This is a genomic window from Rothia sp. P5766 (assembly GCF_048513555.1).
GTDB lineage: Bacteria > Actinomycetota > Actinomycetes > Actinomycetales > Micrococcaceae > Rothia.
The window spans coordinates 34489-52529 of sequence record NZ_JBLXXS010000017.1 but is presented as its reverse complement, the minus strand read 5'-3'; the positions used below and the strand labels follow the sequence as shown (position 1 = coordinate 52529).

Sequence of the window (18041 nt, the reverse complement as noted above, 5' to 3'; positions counted from 1 at the left end):
GTTTCCCGATTCTGGCAGCTTCCCGCTGATGGGGTTTTCGCTGTGTGATTAGGCGTTTTGTTGGCTTGGCGGGGTTTCCCTCGCCGCGGCGACTGGTAATACTTTACGCAGGTTTTTCACACCGCGCAAGTCCTTAGGGAGCGTTTTTGCCCTTAAAAGCGCTCACGGCCCGCAAGCTGTCCGACAAATTCCCTGGTAAACCGCGGATTTCGGAACTTCAAAAAAGTTCTAAACTTTTTTTAAACGCATTCGCCAAGACATATACGCAGCATTCTTTGTGAGCTGGCACCTAAACTTACATCACATTATTGAGCTTCTGGTGAGCTCATTCAGCAATAGATGCAAACACCGGCACCTCACACTTTAGCCAAGGACTTTAAAGAAAAGCTCCCCTCCGCAGGTTGCGGAGGAAGAGCTTACCTTTAGAAATAACCACTAGCTAGAACGGCGGCGGGATACCTCATACAGGGCAATACCCACTGCCATTGAAGCATTCAAAGATTCCATAGCCGAACTAATCGGGATAGAAACAATCTGATCGCAGTTCTCGGTCACCAGACGGGACAGGCCCTTACCCTCAGAGCCCACAACAATCATGAGCGGTTCAGAGGCCAGCTCAAGGTCCGGCAGATCAATATCTCCCCCACCGTCCAGACCAACAACAAACATGCCAGCCTCCTTCGCCTGCTGAATTACCCGAGTCAGGTTGGTTGCCTTAGCAACGGGGATACGAGCTGCGGCGCCAGAAGAGGTCTTCCAGGCAGAAGCGGTCATAGCAGCAGATCGACGCTCCGGAATGATTACACCGTTACCCGAGAAAGCAGAGACCGAACGGATAATAGCGCCCAGGTTACGGGGGTCGGTAATGCCATCAAGCGCAACAAAGAGTGGCGGGACCTCCAGCTGCTGATCATGCCAGCGCTCCATAGTATCCAGAACCAGGCTCCCCGCGTCGGGGTACTTGTAGGGCGGAATCTGAAGCGCAACACCCTGGTGAACCGCGTGGTCCGTCAGACGGTCCAGTTCAAGACGGCCAATTTCAAGAATCGGCAGGTTCTGTTTATTAGCCTCAGTCAAAATCTCGCGGACACGGTCATCGACCTCGATACGAGACATCACAAAGAGAGTCTTAGAAGGGATCTTGGTCTGCAATGATTCCAAGACCGAGTTACGACCGGTCACCAGTTCGTCTGAAGCGCGCTTCCCGCCCAGACGGGGTGCGCGTGAGCGAAGAGTGTTAGTCGCCTTGCGGTTTTCAGCGGCCCGCTTCATCTTGTGGGCCTTGTGGTAGACGCGGTCCTCAGCCTTGGGAGTGTTGCCGCGGCCTTCAAGTGCCTTGCGCCCGTGACCGCCGGTGCCCTTGGTGGGGCCTTTCTTTTTAGCTGTTGCGCCGGGGCGTGAGCCTGCCTTCGCCATATAGGTTTCCTTTGATAGGTATCTTGCCGTTGTTCTCTAGCTTACCGACCCACCCAGCTTTTTGGTGCGAGAGCTAGCGCACGCGTCCCACCAGAAACCGGCAGGGCGCCTGCTAACAGCTACATCTGTGGACGATCCGCTCTAGCTCAGGGACCAGGTAGAGCCAGATAGGCCGTCCTTGACAGTAACCCCGGCCGCTGCCAGGGCATCGCGAATCTGATCAGCACGTGCCCAGTCTTTAGCCTCACGGGCCTCAGCACGCTGGGTCAGCATGGTCTGAATCAGAGAATCAAGAGCCGCATGTTCAGCAGCACCGCCGTCCGAAGCCGGTGTACCAGCAAATGACATCAGCTCCACCAAGCCCAGTACTCGGGCCATGGCATAAACTTGCTCTGCTTCTTGCTGAGCTGACTCCCCTGCTGCCAAAGCCGCGTTCCCCGCTCGAGTCAGCTCATGGAGCACAGCAAGAGCGCGAGGAATATTGAGGTCATCGTCCATAGCCTCAGCAAAGGCCTGAGGAACCCGAGCATCGGCCCGGTGGAAAGCAAGGGTCTGAGCAAGGAAGGCTTCAAGACGCTCAACAGCAACCCGTGCCTCCTCCAAGGAGGTAGGGCGGTAGTCCAGCACCGAACGGTAGTGTGCTTGGCCCAGGTAGTAGCGGACCACCAGGGGGCGAGCCATCTCCAGCATCTGCTCGGGGGTGATGATGTTACCAATAGACTTGGACATCTTCTCGCCCTCGTAGTTCACCAGGCCGTTGTGCATCCAGAAATTGGCGAACCCAAATCCGGCGGCCTGCGACTGAGCCATCTCGTTCTCGTGGTGGGGGAAGCGCAGGTCAAGCCCGCCCCCATGAATGTCGAAGGTCTCACCCAGGTACTTACCCGCCATAGCCGAGCACTCCAAGTGCCAACCCGGGCGGCCTGCACCCCAGGCAGACTCCCAGCGGGCAGTCTCGGGGTCGCCCTCCTTATGCCCCTTCCAGAGGGCGAAGTCACGGGGGTCCCGCTTACCGCGCGGGTCTGCATCGGGGGCATCCTGCATGTCCTCCACACGCTGACGGGTCAAAGAACCGTACTGCGCCCAGGAGCGCACATCAAAGTAGACATCACCCGAACCGTCCAAAGCCGGGTAGGCATGTCCCCGGTCAATCAGCCTCTGAATCAGAGCGAACATCTCGGGAATATGTCCGGTTGCTCGCGGCTCATAGGTGGGCCGAGCAATATTCAGGGCCTCATAAGCCACCCCAAAAATGCCCTCAAACCGGTAGGCCAGGGCCCACCACTGCTCACGCGGATAGTCCCCAGAATAATCAGAGTCAAAGGAAGCCGCTGAATTGACCAGAATCTTATCGTCAATGTCGGTGACATTACGGACCGTCGTGACTTTAAAACCACGGTAGGTCAGCCAGCGCGCAAGCTGGTCAAAGACCAGCCCCGAGCGCACATGCCCAATATGCGGTGCCCCCTGCACGGTAGCACCGCAGTAATAGATACGGGCCTCACCGGGGTAAACCGGGACAAAGTCACGAACACTTGCAGTTGCTGAATCATAAAAACGTAAAGTCACAGCTACAAGTTTACCGCCTGCACAAGCGCCGGTTCTGAACAGCTCTAGCCATCCTTAACCAAGCTGCCTAAAATCTCCCAACCATGGTTTATCAGCAAGGAAAAATGCCCATCCTGGGGCAACTCATGCAAGGTGGCGCCCATTCGCAGACCCAAGTTCCGGACGCGGGCAGGCTTGACCGCCTTATCCCTTCCCGCTACCCAAATATCAGTCCTTACCCTCACCGAAGCCTCCGAAAAACCCCAGTCCCCCTGGATAGCGTACTCATCTTGTACACCACCCCGAATAGCAAACTGGAGAGCATAATCATGAGCAACCGCCATGCGGTAGGCACCGCTACGCCCCTGCACTGAGCGCACGAAAGCCTCAAGAGAGGCTGACCTACCAGCTAGGAGAAGGCCAGCTCCGCGAGCTAAAGAATCAATCAAAACCTTAGGAAACCAGCTCATGGTCAGGTGAGACAGATGCACCCGCAAAGGTGTAAAAGCCAAACCAAGCCGAGTTGACCATGCAGCATGATGAGTAAAAGGGGCAAGCAGAACCAGCCGGTCCACTAACTCCGGTAACCGGGCAGCTATACCCATTGCATGAGGACCCCCACCTGAGAAACCAATCACGCTCAGCCTCTCCAAGCCCAGGTGCTCGACTACAGCAAGGAGATCATCCTCTACCCAACCGCGCACCGTCCGGTAGTCAACGGGATCTGAGGCACCCAGTCCGGGTCGATCAAGAGCAATAATCCTGATGCCCAGCTGGCGGGCAGCCTCATCCAAAAAAAGAGCCTCGTAGCCAGATCCAGGAGTGCCGTGGCAGTAAAGCACAGTCTGCTGTGGGTTCTCTAAAACCCCATACTCATGCCAGGCAATCACTCTCCCGCCCCGCCGGCTCAGAACATGCGGGTAGGGTGCAAGGGGGTCAGCAGCTGTCACAAAAGTTCTCCTCAAAGCGCTATGGCAACAGCCAACTATTCTAGCCCTCTCAAGAGGATTCAGGCTAAATTCCGCCCGCAAGAGGTGGCCTCTCTCAGCAGAATCCCACAATAATCTGCCTATACTCTAATGCCAGATACTCAAAAAGTTTAAAGGTTGCTGTTAGTGAATAGAACTACCCCCTACAGTCCCAAAAATCCTCCCCTACAAGCCACCAGGAGACGGTTACGCTGGGCCAAAGAATACCTAGCAGACTACACGCATATCGCGCCACTCAGCACCGTCTTATTGGGCCTCACCCTCATTTCACTTATCATCCAGATAGTCTTTGGGGCCGCTAAAACCTTACCGCTAACCCTTCAACCGGGTAACTTAGAGAACCTTTGGGGGGTCCTCACCGGTACCTTTGTGAGCCCTAGACCCGGCTCAACTGTGCTTTCCTTATTCTTATTGGCCAGCATCGGTCCCCTAGCTGAACGCAAATTAGGTACCTGGCCTTTCGCCCTAGCAGCAGCCGCTAGCTATCTGCTACCGGTAGCATCCCTGGCCATCATTTTCTCAGCAGCTAGCTACCTCATTCCCGGCTGGGCCCAAGCCCTAACCGATCACGCTGTTTATGGCATCCCGCTCATGATGACCGGCACGCTCCTAGCATCATCACGTTCCCTCTCTACAATATGGAGGCGCAGAATCCGCCTTTCAGCCTGCCTGACCACCTTGGTTCTCCTGGGGTTCGGAGGTTCCCTTCAAGATATTGGCCTCTTCCTGGCCGCTATCACAGGCTGGGCCAGCGGATCACTGCTGAGCACATCTCCCAAGGGCCAAGATTCAATCGTAGGTAGCCGTCACGAAAAGCGAACACTAGTTGCCCTGGCAATTACCGCAATATCCCTGGGTATTTTCTTTGCCGCCCATGCCCCTAACCCTGTTGGCCCTCTCGCATCGGCCAAATTCGATATTGCAAGCAGTGTGCTCACTAACGAAACCCTCGATGCCCTCTGCTCCCAAAAAACCGCTAGCCAGCTCTGTAGCCACGAAGTTTACCTAGCTCAAACACGGGGTTTCCTCCCCAGCCTGCTCTCAACGCTACCCATCATCCTGCAACTAGTCCTGGCCATGGGGCTAGCCCGCGGGCGTCGAATAGCTGCCTACGCGACCCTGCTCCTTCAAGGAACAATCTTCCTCTTCACAGCGCTACGGCTAATCATATTTTCAGGCATCCTAGGCCAGCATCGCTCGGCTTACGGTTCTTTGGCAGAACTAGAAGAAGCAGGGGGCCGGTTAATCATCCCCGTCCTTATCCCCCTGCTGATCATGTGCCTGATCGCTGTAACCTGGCGGTACTTTCCACTACCCTCGAACACAAGAGCCGCCCTCAGCGCTGCAAAAACCATAGGATTGGTCGGCCTCACTGGGGCAACAATCATGGTTCTCCTCGCCTGGATAATGCCGCAGGCCTTTGCCCCTCACCCACAGCTACTTCCTTTCGCCCTGGACTACCTAGTCAAACTTTTGCCCTCTGCGGCCTGGTATGTCTTCCCCCCGACCTACACCGGCACCTTCTGGCTGACAACCGCCTTGCACTGGATCCTCCCAGCCCTCTTTTGGGCCGCTGCGATTATCTACACCTACCGCATTCTCTCCCTTCCCTTTGGCAAAGTAGGCAAGAATCGCGAGCACTTTATTGAGCTAGTCAAAGAACATGGTGCTGGGACATTGGGGTGGATTAGCACCTGGGATAACCGGCACTACTGGATCTCCGAATCGGGAAAAGAGGGCTTTGCCTACCTGGCCCATAACGGTGTTGCCTTGACCGTTGGTGACCCTGCGGCCGCCCCTGAGCGTGTGGAAGCTGCTGTCAAAGAATTTGCAGTCTTCTGCACCCGTTCCGGGCTAACTCCCGCACTCTATTCTGTGCACTCACCAACCCAGCAGGCTGCGCAGAAGCTCGGGTGGAGCTCCTGGCAGGTTGCTGAAGAAGCAGTGATTGATCTTTCATGCCTAACCTTCTCAGGTAAAAAATTTCAGTCCATTCGGACAGCCCTCAACCAGGCGGGCAAGCAGGGCATTACCGCACGTTGGACGAGCATAGATGACCTGCTTCTAGCGGAATGGGCCCAGATCGTTGAGATCTCTGAAGGGTGGGTGTCTGATAAGAGTTTGCCTGAGATGGGCTTTACCCTCGGTGGACTGGAGGAACTCAAAGACCCAGAAACAAGAATTCTGATAGCCACTGATCAAACTGGTTTTATACACGGAGTGACCTCCTGGATGCCAGTTCATAGAGAGGGCAGGGTGATCGGGCTGACCCTGGACTTTATGCGCCGCCGCAACGGTGAGGGAGTATTCCCCGCGTCCATGGAGTTCCTCATCGCTTCGGCGGCCCAGGACGCAAAAGCTGAAGGGCTTGAGCTCCTTTCTCTTTCAGGAGCGCCCTTAGCGCATTCAGACTCCACAGTGGAAAGGACTGGGCTAGATCGACTCTTAGATTACTTAGGTAACCGTATGGAACCTCTCTACGGCTTCCGCTCGCTGCTGACTTTTAAGGCAAAATTCCAGCCTAACTTTGAGGCCATGTACCTGGTCACCCCTGATTCTGGGCAGCTAGCTTCAATCGGTGTGGCAGTCACTCACGCCTATCTACCCGAGATGAAGGCAAAAGACGTCGTGGGAATTATTCAAGCTATAGGTTCTAAGGAAAAATAAATGCTGGGTGATTTTGCGAGGTCAGTGGATTTACGAGCTGACTATTGGGGCCCGGTCTCACTAGCTCTTGCGGCAGTAGTTGCCCTGATTCTGCTCTGGAAAGTAGGCAGAAACATAACCCTTCGTAGCCATGCTCTGCTGGTAGTCTCAGCGGTAGCCATCACTGGGCTTTCAGCCTTCATCGGTAACAATGTAGTGCACTTAGTGGCTGAGGGAATTACCCTGCCTACCTGGTTATGGGTTGGATATGTATCACTGATCCTGCTCTATGTGATAGTCCTAGTAGGCACCAACTGGAGCAGTCGTAGTGTGCCTGCCAGAGGGGTCCGGCTCCTTGCTGGCCTGGTGGCTCTCGGGTTCGCTCTTACCGCAACAGGGCTGGGCCTCAACGCCTACTATAGAGGTTACCCTAGCCTTGCCGCAGCTTTAGGTGTTACAGTACCCACCAGCTCTCTCGATGAGGCTCAGGCCGGAGCGCAGAGCCATCCTTTTGACGCAGGGAACCAGTCGCTTGCAGTGGCCTGGAAAGCACCGTCCGATATGCCGACCGAAGGGGCCCTTGTCAAAACCAGTATCCCCTCTCAAGATTCGACCTTTACTCCCCGTGATGCCTATATCTATCTGCCCCCTGCCTACATGACAAGCCAGAGACCTCTACTCCCGGTCTTAGTTCTCATGGCTGGGCAACCTGGTTCACCGGGTGACTGGTTCAATATGGGTGGGGTTCACGATATCCTCAACACCTTTGCATCCGAGCATCAGGGGCTCGCCCCGGTGGTAGTGGTGGTAGACCAAAATGGTGGAGACTGGTCTAACCCCTTATGTAGCGATACCAGCCACGGCAAGGTAGCAAGCTACCTTCAGCAAACTGTTCCCACCTGGCTTAAAAATAATCTTCAGGTCGATACCAATCATGCTCACTGGTCTATCGGGGGACTTTCCAACGGCGGCACCTGTGCCTTACAGACAGCACTGAGGGCACCCCAGATCTATTCGGCATTCATCGATATGTCCGGGGAAGGTCACCCATCCATCGGCAGCCTTGAGAGAACTATAGCGCAGGGCTTTGATGGCAACCAGGCCGCTTTTGATGCCAACGACCCGCTGACCATGCTACAGAAGGGTAGGTTCACCCAGCCCGGGCCAGCCGGAATCTTCTCTATAGGCACCAAGGATAATGCCAACTACCGTAAGGACCTACACACGGTCTACGATGCCGCAAAAGCCGCAGGCCTAGATGTGCAGTGGAATACCTATGAGGGAAAACACGAGTGGAAGGTCTGGGAGGCTACACTTGCCGACTCCCTGCCCTGGCTGGGTAAAAGAGCTGGCATATCCAGCTCATAGCTCAGTGCCCCGTCCCGGCTTCTGCCGGGGGCGGGGGACGCTTCTAGCTCTACGGGTTCTCTACGGGATAGACCAGGGCAACAGCTGTAGCTGCTACACCCTCACCGCGCCCAGTTAGGCCCAGCCCATCGGTGGTGGTCGCGGTGACGGTAACAGGAGCACCAGCAGCCTGACTCAGCACCCGGTTAGCTTCATCCCTACGGGGGGCAAACTTGGGCTTGTTGCCAATCAGCTGGACAGCTACATTGCTGATTTCGAAGCCCGCGGCACGGACAATAGCGGCGGCTTCCGACAGAATTCTCACCCCTGAAGCACCTGCCATATCGGGCCGGTCTACCCCAAAATTGGAGCCTAAATCACCGGTCCCGCTGGCAGAAAACAGAGCATCAGCCGCTGCATGGGCCACCACATCACCGTCAGAGTGACCCGAAAGGCCGCGTTGCCCTGGCCAGTGCAACCCTGCTACCCACAGCTCTGTGCCTTCATCACCAAAAGCGTGTACATCAGTTCCGGTGCCAATACGGGGAATCATAGCCTCTATCTCTTCTCTAGCTCTTCAACAAGTTCAAGTGCGCCCTGGGTGTGCAAAGCCCCGGCCAAGGTGTAATCCAGAGGGGTCGTAATTTTAAGAGCCTGCGGGTCACCGTCAACTGTAGCCACAGGCAGGCCCAGGGTTTCCGCAAGCATGGCATCATCGGTAATGGTCTCGGCAACCCCCGCTGGTAGGCCGGCAACGTCGCGGTGAGCCTGCACCAAGGTCGGGAGGTCAAAGCCCTGGGGGGTCTGGACTGCTCTGAGCTCCGCCCGTGCGGGGGTACCTGTGACATAGCCCCGGGCATCCACCGTCTTGACAGTATCAACCACCGGCAACACAGGGATAACTGCTCTTTCCCCCGCGACCAGGGACTGAGCAATCCGCCGGTAAACAGAGGCAGGTGTAAAGCAACGGGCAGCATCATGCACCAGAACACCGGTAGGCTGAGAGCTCGAAGCACCGGGTAGCGGCTTGGCACCGTCAAGAGCCGTAAGAGCCGCTGTTACAGACTCAGCCCGGCTAGCTCCACCGGGTACCGCCAAGGCACCGTAGCGAGCGCAAATAGCCGTCAGCAAGGTATCCCCGGGAGGCACCGTCACCACAAGCCGCGCCGTTACACCCGACGCTAGCGCACCGAGAATAGCCCATTCCAGAAGAGTTTTACCCGCAATTTCTACAGCGGCCTTGGGTATGCCAGCACCCAAACGGGAACCTGAACCTGCCGCCACAATAAGAACAGCGAGCACCGTCTCCTGTTCTGGAACGGTACCCGCTGCATTTTTTTGGTCTATAGTGCTCACAGCTAGTGAGCATACCCGAAAGTTTAGACGCCTTCGAGAATCTTATCGAGCTCGCCTTCGGCGGTTTCCTCGTTAATGTCCTTGGCCAGTGCGACCTCGGATGAGAGAATCTGGCGGGCCTTAGCCAGCATGCGCTTCTCACCAGCGGAAAGGCCACGGTCATTTTCGCGGCGCCACAGATCACGGACGACTTCGGCGACCTTAAGGACATCGCCAGATGCCAGCTTCTCAACATTCGCCTTGTAGCGGCGGGACCAGTTGGACGCTTCTTCGGTGTCAGTTGCTTGCAGAACATCAATGACTTCCTGGAGGCCACGTTCGTCAACGACGTCGCGTACACCTACCATGTCAACGTTCTCAGCGGGCACCTCAATAACAAGGTCGCCATTAGCGACCTTGAGTTTTAGGTACATCTTCTCTTCGCCACGGACAGTGCGCATTTTGATTTCTTCAATCGTTGCTGCACCGTGGTGAGGGTAAACGACGGTCTCGCCAACCTCAAAAACCATATGGATAAACCCCTTTCAGCCTACCCATTCTAGCACGCCTATTTAGACAGCGACCCTAAGGTTACAGATATGGAGCGAGGCTCTCCCCGCACAGCGTAATGCCCCGCTAGGCGGTCAGCGCTTCATTTACCGGCTTTTGCCCGTTGATACAGACGTATCGTCTATAAACCAGCTAGAATGTGACCTGAAGAGAGAACACACCCCTACTTTGCGCGGAGCACACACATTTTTTCCTGCATAAATCCGGGGCCCATACATCTAAACAAGGAGCAAGAGCTGTGAAGAACACCGCTTCTCTGAGCATCAAGCGCGCTGGCGTAACAATCGCCCTCGCTGGTGCCCTTTTGGCTACCACTGGCTGTGGCTACATCTACAAGCAGCCCACCACCATCGTCTACTCAGCATCAGACGGTCAGATGACTAACCTCACCGAGGCGAACAAGGAGATCATCCAGTTCCGCAACATCATGGTGATTTCATCGGCTGAAGGCGCTCCCGGTCGTGTTTTGGGTACCATCCTCAACCAGTCCGAAAAAGATGCTACCGTTACCCTGGCTTTCCCCGGTGAGACGCTGACAATTGAGGTTCCCGCTGGCAAGGAAGTTCGCCTGGAGGATAAAGCCAACGAGATTGTGCTTAAGTCAACCGAGGCTGCCCCCGGTCTAAGCCTCAAAACCACCGTTTCTTCGGATGTCACATCCGAACCGGCTGAGTTCGTGGTTCCCGTCCTTGACGGAACGCTTGAGGAATACGCCTCCTACCTACCCAACGCGGCAAGCGCTAGCGCGACCGAAACCTCCCAGCACTAAACGGTAGGTCACCCTACACCAAAAGCTGGGACCCAGAACCTTGAAGGTTCTGGGCCCCAGCTTTTACTTACCGCTCACGCCTTGGCCTAGGGCTCAAACTTATAGCCCAGACCGCGAACCGTAACCACATACCGCGGCGATGAGGGATCCGGCTCAATCTTTGACCGCAACCGTTTAACGTGAACATCCAAGGTCTTGGTATCACCCACATAGTCTGCACCCCACACACGGTCAATGAGCTGGGAGCGGGTCATCACGCGACCAGCATTCCGCAGGAGCATTTCGAGAAGTTCAAATTCCTTGAGGGGCATAGCGACGCTTTCCCCGTTCACCGTCACAACGTGGCGCTCAACGTCCATACGGACCGGCCCGCCCTGGATAGCACCAGAGTCAGGCTCGTCAGCTTCACCCCGGCGGCGCAAGACGGCCCTCACCCGAGCAATCAGCTCCCGCGATGAGTAAGGCTTGGTGACATAGTCGTCAGCGCCCAGCTCAAGCCCCAAGACCTTATCAATCTCAGAGTCCTTGGCCGTTAGCATGATAATGGGTACAGTGCTGCTAGCCCGGATCTGTTTGCATACCTCGTTGCCGGACTGACCGGGCAACATAATATCCAGGAGCACCAGGTCAGCGCCTGCACGCTCAAACTCAACCACGGCGTCCAGGCCATTATCAACAACCTGAACTTCAAACCCTTCACGCCCCAGCAAGAAGGCTAAGGGCTCGCTGAGTGACTCTTCATCCTCAACCACTAAAATACGGGTCACCTGTGTGTCCTTTTCGGGAATCGGGCTGAACCGTGTGGCCCAGCGGGGAAAGGGTTAGTTCTCTGCACGAGAGGCCGGACGGGTGCCCGCATTCTCGCCCAGTAAGTCATTTTCGGTTTCTTCATCCAAGATAGGCAGAGCAATAGTGAATGTTGAGCCGGACCCCGGATGGGACCACAGCGTCACCTCACCACCGTGCAAGCCTACGATATGCTTGACGATGCTCAAACCTAACCCGGTACCGCCAGTCTGACGGGAACGCGCCGGATCCACACGGTAAAACCGCTCAAAGATACGGTCCTGTTCATCCTCGGGGATACCCGGGCCCTGGTCTTTCACAGAAATTCTAACAGTGTCCTCCTTCACAGAAACCCCAATGCCCACCTTGGTGCTATCTGGCGAGTAGCGGATTGCGTTCTCGATCAAATTGTGCACGGCCGTCGAGAGAAGCTCCGGGTCACCATGAACAGGACGCGAGGCGGTACCACCCACCAGCAGTTCAATATTTTTGTCCTCAGCAGTAAGCCTGTTTCGGTCAAGGGCTTCAGCCACAACCTGCCCCACATCAACCAGGGTAGAACTGACCACCAGGTCAGCCGACTGCAAACGGGAGAGCTCGATAACGTCCTGCACCAGAGCACCCAGCCGCTGCGACTCCTTCTTGAGTTTGCCCGAGAAATAGCGCACAGATTCGGGATCATCGGCAGAGCTCTCAATAGCCTCTGCCATGAGCCCTACCGCACCCACCGGGGTTTTAAGTTCGTGAGACACATTAGCCACAAAGTCCGTCCGGATCGTCTGAGCCCTAGCGATCTCAGTCCGGTCATCAGCCAGAACCAGAATGTACTCATCACCTACCGGAGCTACGCGCAGGTCAATCACAAGCCTGCTCTGGTCGTAGAAACCACGGGCCAGCACAATTTCCTTTTCAACAATGATGCCCTTGCTGCGAACTGCATCAATCATAGCCAGCAGCTCATCGGACTCCACCGTGTGCCCGCGTACCAGCCCCAGGGCATAGGCCCCAGGAGAGGCCTGAACAACGCCATCGACAGCATCGACCACCATATAGGCACGACCAATCACCGCCAAAACCTCTGCCGCGCCGTCACTGATGGTGGGCTCTTCAACATCGGCCCAGCGAGCGCGCTGGCGCTCACTTCGTTGAAGAGCAAACATGCTGACAACGCCAATGATGAGCCCCAAAAGAGCCGCCATCAAAGCAATCATTGTAGAGTTCACGTCTACCAGCTTAGGCCGTAGACCCCCACCTTTTCACCCCGCACGCTACCTGTTGGCAGGGGTTCAACTAACGTTTACCCAAGCATGTGCTGGTGTTCATGTGGCCTTGGCACTCTAGATAGGTAGCGAAAGAGCGCTCTCTGCCCTCTCACGCCCTCACATATCTCCACATGGAAAGGACGCGCACGTGCGCAAAGTCTTCCAAGCCGAACTTCAACATGTCGGTGAAGAGCTCATCCACATCGCCACCCTGGTCCAAGAAGCCCTTAGCAGGGCCTCCGATGCCTTCCTCAAGGCCGGAATCCAGGAAGCCGAGGAGGTCATCACTAACGATGCCCGCATCGACTTTATGCAAAATGAGCTGGATGAACGAGCCATCGACCTGCTGGCCCTGCAAAGCCCGGTCGCCTCAGACCTGCGCATGATTGTGGGAGCATTGCGTATGAGTACCTCCCTGGAACGCATGGGCGACCTCGCCCGTCACGTCGCTCAGGTTGCTCGCATGCGCTACCCGGAGCACGTTCTACCGGAATCCATCACACCTGTGTTCGCAGAGATGATTGAGCTGGACCTGAAAATTATTGCCAGCGTCATCAACCTGCTAGAAACCCGTGAGCTGGTCCACACCCAGGACATCATCAAGTACAAGATGCGGGTCAACGAGCTCCACGTAGAGGTCTTTAACCGCATGGCAGCACCCGACTGGGGCCAGAACGCCCAGGTCACAGTGGATGTCACCTTGGCTTCACGCTACCTGGAACGATTTGGGGATCACGGTGTCTCCGTTGCCCGTAAGGTCACCTACCTGGTGACCGGAGACTGGAACGCAGTACCCAGCATCTAAGACCAGACACTTTTGAGTTGGCAGGGGCCGTGAGCTTCATCAGCGCCTCTAAAGGCCCCGGACCGGCTGGCAGCCGCTCACAGTCCCCCGGTTCTCGCTTAGTCTCAACTCCTCTGAAACTAAAGCGCCCCGCCCACCTATTCAGGAGGGCGGGGCACTAAGGCTTTAAAACCGGGCTAAGATTTACTTCTTACCCTGGTTAGCAACGGCCTTGATGGCGTCCTGAGCGGCCTCGGGGTCTAGGTATTCACCGGGGCCAAGGGGCTTGAAGTTTTCGTCCAGCTCGTAGTAAAGCGGGATACCGGTGGGGATGTTCAGGCCAGCGATGTCGGCATCGGAGATGCCCTCCAGGTTCTTCACCAGTGCGCGCAGGGAGTTACCGTGAGCTGCAACCAGAACGGTCTTGCCAGCCTTAAGGTCTTCCTTGATGTCCGATTCCCAGTAAGGGAGCATGCGCTCAAGAACGTCCTTGAGGCACTCGGTGCGGGGGGCGTTCTCGATGTCAGCGTAGCGAGGATCCTTTGCCTGTGAGAACTCGTCGTTATCATCAAGTGCCGGCGGCGGAACGTCGTAGGAGCGACGCCAGGTCATGAACTGCTCTTCGCCGTAGGTCTCTAGGGTCTGAGTCTTGTCCTTGCCCTGAAGAGCGCCGTAGTGACGCTCGTTCAGGCGCCAGTTACGCTTGACGGGGATCCAGTGGCGGTCAGCAGCGTCCAGTGCCAGGTTAGCGGTGTTAATGGCGCGGCGCTGGAGTGAAGTGTGAACGACATCGGGAAGGATGCCGCGTTCCTTCAGAAGCTCACCACCGCGGGCCGCTTCAGCTCTGCCTTTCTCGGTGAGGGCAACATCTACCCAACCGGTGAAGAGGTTCTTTTCGTTCCATTCTGATTGCCCGTGACGGAGCAGTACCAATTTGTAAGTCATAACTCTCATTATCCCACTTTATCCCTCTAAATAAAAGATAAACCCACACCTATTCACTGAACAAACCGCTATCTTAGGGGAATGCGTGTGAATATGTGTGGGTTTTTCAGGCCCTAACGCAAGTCTTAGCGACGGCGACGCACAGCCACCGCGGGGCGAACATCAGCTAAGAAGACACCCACGGCGGTAGCGGCAACCAACTGCATAAAGATTGAGCTAATCCTACCGTTCCAGGACTGCCACAGGGTCAGGACCGAAAAGAGCGTGGCAGCGCCCGTGACGGCCAGCCAGAAGCCTTTGGTGCGTTTGAAGGCGCTCTGGTAGGCGTACCCTGTTGCGCGTGCGGCCTCAAACAAGGCGTAGACAGATAGTCCTGCTACGACCAGCGAGGCCAGCAGGTTGATGAGGTAGTTTGCCCAAGCAATGAGATCAAGAGGAGTCATAGGGTGCTTCGTTCTTTAGCGGAGATTGTCTAGGGCTGCCACCAGGTCCTGGTACAGGTCATCGACGTTCTCGATGCCCACGGAGAGACGGAGTAGGGACTCCGGGATGGAGTGGGGTTCTGAACCGTGCCGGCGGCGGCGTTCAATGAGTGATTCTACGCCACCGAGACTGGTCGCGGGAGTCCACAGCTTCAGGGCGGCAACAAGGCGGTCGGTTTCTTCGGCGGTGGCATCAAGAGTGACGGAGAGGATAGACCCGAAGGTCTGCATCTGGGCTGAGGCCCGCTCGTAGCCGGGGTCGGTGGGTAGGCCGGGGTAGCGTACTGCCTTGATGGACGGGTGTTCGCTAAGGCGCTGCGCTAGTTGCAGGGCGGAGTCCGCTGAGCGCTCTAACCGGACGCCCATAGTACGAACGCCGCGCAAGCCCAGCCATGCTTCGAATGGCCCGGCGATAGCGCCATTGGTGGTGCGGTGGGTGTGCATGGCTTCGCGCAGGACCGGGTTGGAGGTAACGGTGATACCCAGCAGAACGTCGGAGTGACCGGCGATTGCTTTGGTGGCGGAATGCACTACGACGTCGGCACCCAGCAGCAGGGGGTTCTGGCCAAGCGGTGTTGCGAAGGTATTATCAACGGCTGAAACGATACCCAGTTTGCGAGCCGCACCCAGGATAGCGGGCAGGTCAGCGACCTCCATCATGGGGTTGGTGGGGCTCTCCATCCACAGCAGAACCTTAGGGGCTGCATAGTTCACATTCTCGGGGCTGACCCCTGCGGTGGCTGCCGCTTTTTCCAGTTCAGCGATGACGGACTCGGTGTTTTCAATATCAAGACGCACAACTGTGGCGATACCGCGCGCCTCAAGGCGCTTAGCCATAGATACCGAGGCCATGTAGGTGTGCTTGGGCAGAAGGATAATAGAGCCAACCGGTACCAGATCCTGCACCGCAGCTACAGCCGCCATACCCGAGGCAAAAAGAAGGCCGGGGAGCTCTGCGCCTTCAAGGTCAGAGACAACCTGCTCAAGACCGTCCCAGCTGGGGTTAGTAAAGCGGGCGTAGCTGTTGAGGTCGGTGGGGCCTATCTGCCGGAAGGTAGAGGACATAGAAATGGGTGGGTTTACCGGGGCAAGGTCACGGTGGGCCGGCCGGCCGCCAGCAACTAGGCGGGTCTGCGGAGAAAGATTCTGTTCGGTCATACCCACCACCATACGCGCCCGATTCTTAAGGAGCTAGTAGGTGAGAAGCATGGTCACCAAATGAACTTGCTTAGAGTCCCTATCTAACCGCAAGCCCCAGCAAACAGGCCTTGGTAGGCTAGAGGGGTGACTCAAGCACTGACCTACACCCCAGATGCCGACCCGGCACGCGCCCACGGCCCCTACCCCGGCACTTTCATCGTTTTTGAAGGTGGCGACGGATCAGGCAAAACCACCCAGATCAAGCTCCTGGCAGAGGCCCTCACAGAGCGCGGCTATTCTGTGCTGGTCACCCGTGAGCCAGGGGGCACCGACATCGGCGAAAAACTCCGTGCCCTGGTCCTAGAGCACGGCAACGGCGCGATTGACCCACACACCGAAGCACTCATTTTTGCGGCGTCACGGGCCGCCCACGCCCACCAAAAAATTCAACCAGCCTTAGAAGCCGGCACCATCGTTCTGTGCGACCGCTACATCGACTCATCAGCAGCCTACCAGGGAGCTGGGCGCGGCCTGGGCCTGGAAACCATCACCGACCTAAGCCGCTGGGCCACGGGCAATCTCCTGCCCGACATCACGGTACTCCTTGATGTTTCACTGGCTGAAAGCCGTGCGCGCGCAGGTGCCCGCGGTCACGCTGACCGTATGGAAGCCGCCGACGACACTTTCCACAGCGCTCTACACAGTGCCTTCCGTTCCCTAGCGCAGGCTGCCCCAGAGCGATACGCCCTTATCAACGGTGCCCAACCCATCGAGCAAGTCCACAAACAGGTTCTGGATGCGGCCCTGGCGGTACTTTCATGAGCGTCTGGGACTCCCTAATAGGGCAGAACGAGGTCAAACACCAGCTAGCTACCGCCGCCGCTGATACCAAGCCCACCCACGCCTGGCTCTTTACCGGCCCGACCGGTGCAGGCCACACCACAGCAGCCCAGACATTCGCGGCAGCACTCCTCTGCGACCAGCCCAACCCCGCCGCACGCGGCTGCGGAACCTGCCGTTCCTGCCAAACCGTGCTCAGCGGCTCCCACGCAGACTTCCTGCACTTTCGAACCGAAAAAACCGTCATCACCATCGACGAGGCCCGCGAGTTTGTTGTTAAAGCGCAGGACCGCCCCGCCGTTGGACGCTGGCGCGTCATGCTCATTGAAGACGCCCACCGCATGCCCGAACGCACCTCCAACGTACTCCTCAAAGCTATAGAGGAGCCGCCGCCCTACACTATCTGGTTATTGACGGCCCCCTCCCCCGCCGATGTTCTCATCACTATCCGCTCCCGGTGCCGCCCGGTCCAGCTACGGCTCCCCCTGGTGGCGGAAGTTGCCGCCGTACTCAGTACCCAGCACGGGCTCGAACCCCACCAAGCCGAGCTAGTAGCCCGCCTAGCCCAGGGCAACCTGGACACCGCCCACAAGCTAGCAAGCGACCCGCAGGCAGGCACCCGCCGCGATTCAGTGGTCAAGATACCGCTGACCCTCAGCTCTGTTGCCTCGGCGATGGATGCCGCCGACCGGCTCATCTCTATTGCTGAGGCTCAAGCAGAAGCAGACGCGCAAACCCGCAATGAGGCCGAACGTGCCGCGCTCCTGACCTCCCTGGGCTACACGGATGGGGAGAAACTCTCCCCCACCCACCGCGCCCAGGTACGTCAGCTAGAAGAAGACCAAAAACGCCGCGCCAAACGAATCCAAACCGATACCCTGGACCGTTTCTTGGCCGATATTCAAACGGTCTTCCGTGATGTACTCACCCTGCAAATGGGCACTGGGGCAGAGCTTATTAACGCCCACATGGCTCAGCAGCTACAGGCTTACGCCGCGCGCACTAGGCCGGAAGCCGTGCTAGCTCACCTGCAAACTGTAGCAACTACCCGCCGCAGAATGAACACCAATGCAAGTGCCCGCCTAGCTTTTGAAGCCATGATGACACAGTTCATTGCCTCACCAGCAGGCTCTTAGCTCGTGAGCTTTACCCGCTCAACCCAAAAGTCAGCCCCGAGCCGGA

Annotated in this window: 17 protein-coding genes; 6 read left to right on the top strand and 11 right to left on the bottom strand. The window is 57.0% G+C overall.

The features are described 5' to 3' along the window. Window positions 1–435: 435 nt before the first annotated feature. The 3 genes from rlmB to ACN08V_RS09345 form a co-directional block, all read right to left on the bottom strand. A complete protein-coding gene (gene rlmB, locus ACN08V_RS09355; RefSeq protein ID WP_419105353.1) occupies window positions 436–1416 on the bottom strand; it encodes a 23S rRNA (guanosine(2251)-2'-O)-methyltransferase RlmB in 981 nt (326 codons plus the stop codon). A gap of 141 nt (window positions 1417–1557) precedes the next feature. Further along, window positions 1558–2985, bottom strand: coding sequence for a cysteine--tRNA ligase (cysS, locus tag ACN08V_RS09350; protein WP_419105352.1), 1428 nt, complete (start codon window positions 2983–2985; stop codon window positions 1558–1560). Window positions 2986–3029: 44 nt separating this feature from the next. Continuing rightward, window positions 3030–3914 carry an alpha/beta hydrolase gene (locus tag ACN08V_RS09345; RefSeq protein WP_419100436.1) on the bottom strand — a complete coding sequence of 295 codons (885 nt, stop codon included), beginning with the start codon at window positions 3912–3914 and terminating at the stop codon, window positions 3030–3032. Between the two features lie 408 nt (window positions 3915–4322). Between ACN08V_RS09345 and ACN08V_RS09340 the strand changes: the two genes are divergently transcribed. After that, the gene (locus ACN08V_RS09340) at window positions 4323–6620 is read left to right on the top strand and encodes a bifunctional lysylphosphatidylglycerol flippase/synthetase MprF (protein WP_419105351.1); all 2298 of its coding nucleotides are present in this window, start codon (window positions 4323–4325) and stop codon (window positions 6618–6620) included. Next, on the top strand, window positions 6621–7967 hold the full coding sequence (locus ACN08V_RS09335; protein ID WP_419100434.1) for an alpha/beta hydrolase: 1347 nt from the start codon (window positions 6621–6623) through the stop codon (window positions 7965–7967). A 49-nt stretch (window positions 7968–8016) separates the two neighbouring features. Here ACN08V_RS09335 and ispF read toward each other — a convergent pair whose 3' ends face one another. The 3 genes from ispF to ACN08V_RS09320 are packed head-to-tail and all read right to left on the bottom strand — an operon-like array spanning window position 8017 to window position 9811. Further along, on the bottom strand, window positions 8017–8499 hold the full coding sequence (ispF, locus tag ACN08V_RS09330) for a 2-C-methyl-D-erythritol 2,4-cyclodiphosphate synthase (protein WP_419105350.1): 483 nt from the start codon (window positions 8497–8499) through the stop codon (window positions 8017–8019). Between the two features lie 5 nt (window positions 8500–8504). After that, window positions 8505–9302, bottom strand: coding sequence for a 2-C-methyl-D-erythritol 4-phosphate cytidylyltransferase (gene ispD / locus ACN08V_RS09325; protein WP_419105349.1), 798 nt, complete (start codon window positions 9300–9302; stop codon window positions 8505–8507). Between the two features lie 23 nt (window positions 9303–9325). Further along, window positions 9326–9811: a CarD family transcriptional regulator gene (locus ACN08V_RS09320; protein ID WP_419100431.1), complete on the bottom strand. Its 486-nt coding sequence runs from the start codon at window positions 9809–9811 to the stop codon at window positions 9326–9328. A gap of 278 nt (window positions 9812–10089) precedes the next feature. Between ACN08V_RS09320 and ACN08V_RS09315 the strand changes: the two genes are divergently transcribed. After that, window positions 10090–10620 (top strand): hypothetical protein, encoded by a 531-nt coding sequence (locus ACN08V_RS09315; RefSeq protein ID WP_419105348.1) that lies wholly within the window; start codon window positions 10090–10092, stop codon window positions 10618–10620. Between the two features lie 86 nt (window positions 10621–10706). Here ACN08V_RS09315 and ACN08V_RS09310 read toward each other — a convergent pair whose 3' ends face one another. Together ACN08V_RS09310 and ACN08V_RS09305 are read right to left on the bottom strand one after the other, a co-directional pair. Next, window positions 10707–11387, bottom strand: coding sequence for a winged helix-turn-helix domain-containing protein (locus ACN08V_RS09310; protein WP_419100429.1), 681 nt, complete (start codon window positions 11385–11387; stop codon window positions 10707–10709). 54 nt (window positions 11388–11441) lie between these two features. Next, entirely contained in the window at window positions 11442–12629 is a 1188-nt protein-coding gene (locus ACN08V_RS09305) for a sensor histidine kinase (protein ID WP_419105347.1), read from the bottom strand. A gap of 187 nt (window positions 12630–12816) precedes the next feature. Between ACN08V_RS09305 and phoU the strand changes: the two genes are divergently transcribed. Beyond that, window positions 12817–13473 (top strand): phosphate signaling complex protein PhoU, encoded by a 657-nt coding sequence (phoU, locus tag ACN08V_RS09300; protein ID WP_419105346.1) that lies wholly within the window; start codon window positions 12817–12819, stop codon window positions 13471–13473. Between the two features lie 183 nt (window positions 13474–13656). Here the strand turns inward: phoU and ACN08V_RS09295 are convergent, their stop codons facing one another. From ACN08V_RS09295 to ACN08V_RS09285, 3 genes are all read right to left on the bottom strand, one after another. Continuing rightward, a complete protein-coding gene (locus ACN08V_RS09295) occupies window positions 13657–14397 on the bottom strand; it encodes a phosphoglyceromutase (RefSeq protein ID WP_419105345.1) in 741 nt (246 codons plus the stop codon). A 125-nt stretch (window positions 14398–14522) separates the two neighbouring features. Further along, on the bottom strand, window positions 14523–14840 hold the full coding sequence (locus tag ACN08V_RS09290) for a DUF2516 family protein (protein WP_419100425.1): 318 nt from the start codon (window positions 14838–14840) through the stop codon (window positions 14523–14525). 15 nt (window positions 14841–14855) lie between these two features. Beyond that, on the bottom strand, window positions 14856–16037 hold the full coding sequence (locus ACN08V_RS09285; RefSeq protein ID WP_419105344.1) for a trans-sulfuration enzyme family protein: 1182 nt from the start codon (window positions 16035–16037) through the stop codon (window positions 14856–14858). 126 nt (window positions 16038–16163) lie between these two features. Between ACN08V_RS09285 and tmk the strand changes: the two genes are divergently transcribed. After that, entirely contained in the window at window positions 16164–16841 is a 678-nt protein-coding gene (gene tmk, locus ACN08V_RS09280; protein ID WP_419105343.1) for a dTMP kinase, read from the top strand. After that, on the top strand, window positions 16838–17995 hold the full coding sequence (locus ACN08V_RS09275; RefSeq protein WP_419105342.1) for a DNA polymerase III subunit delta': 1158 nt from the start codon (window positions 16838–16840) through the stop codon (window positions 17993–17995). The genes tmk and ACN08V_RS09275 overlap by 4 nt, the downstream gene beginning before the upstream one ends. Window positions 17996–18041: the final 46 nt, after the last annotated feature.

What these genes read in the sequence shown, in the direction of transcription:
- ACN08V_RS09335 (WP_419100434.1), top strand. Translation starts at nt 6,621, where the DNA reads ATGCTGGGTGATTTTGCGAGGTCAGTGGATTTACGAGCTGACTATTGG.
- ACN08V_RS09275 (WP_419105342.1), top strand. Translation starts at nt 16,838, where the DNA reads ATGAGCGTCTGGGACTCCCTAATAGGGCAGAACGAGGTCAAACACCAG.
- ispF (WP_419105350.1), bottom strand. Translation starts at nt 8,499, where the DNA reads ATGATTCCCCGTATTGGCACCGGAACTGATGTACACGCTTTTGGTGAT.
- ACN08V_RS09285 (WP_419105344.1), bottom strand. Translation starts at nt 16,037, where the DNA reads ATGACCGAACAGAATCTTTCTCCGCAGACCCGCCTAGTTGCTGGCGGC.
- ACN08V_RS09320 (WP_419100431.1), bottom strand. Translation starts at nt 9,811, where the DNA reads ATGGTTTTTGAGGTTGGCGAGACCGTCGTTTACCCTCACCACGGTGCA.
- ACN08V_RS09290 (WP_419100425.1), bottom strand. Translation starts at nt 14,840, where the DNA reads ATGACTCCTCTTGATCTCATTGCTTGGGCAAACTACCTCATCAACCTG.
- ACN08V_RS09295 (WP_419105345.1), bottom strand. Translation starts at nt 14,397, where the DNA reads ATGACTTACAAATTGGTACTGCTCCGTCACGGGCAATCAGAATGGAAC.
- rlmB (WP_419105353.1), bottom strand. Translation starts at nt 1,416, where the DNA reads ATGGCGAAGGCAGGCTCACGCCCCGGCGCAACAGCTAAAAAGAAAGGC.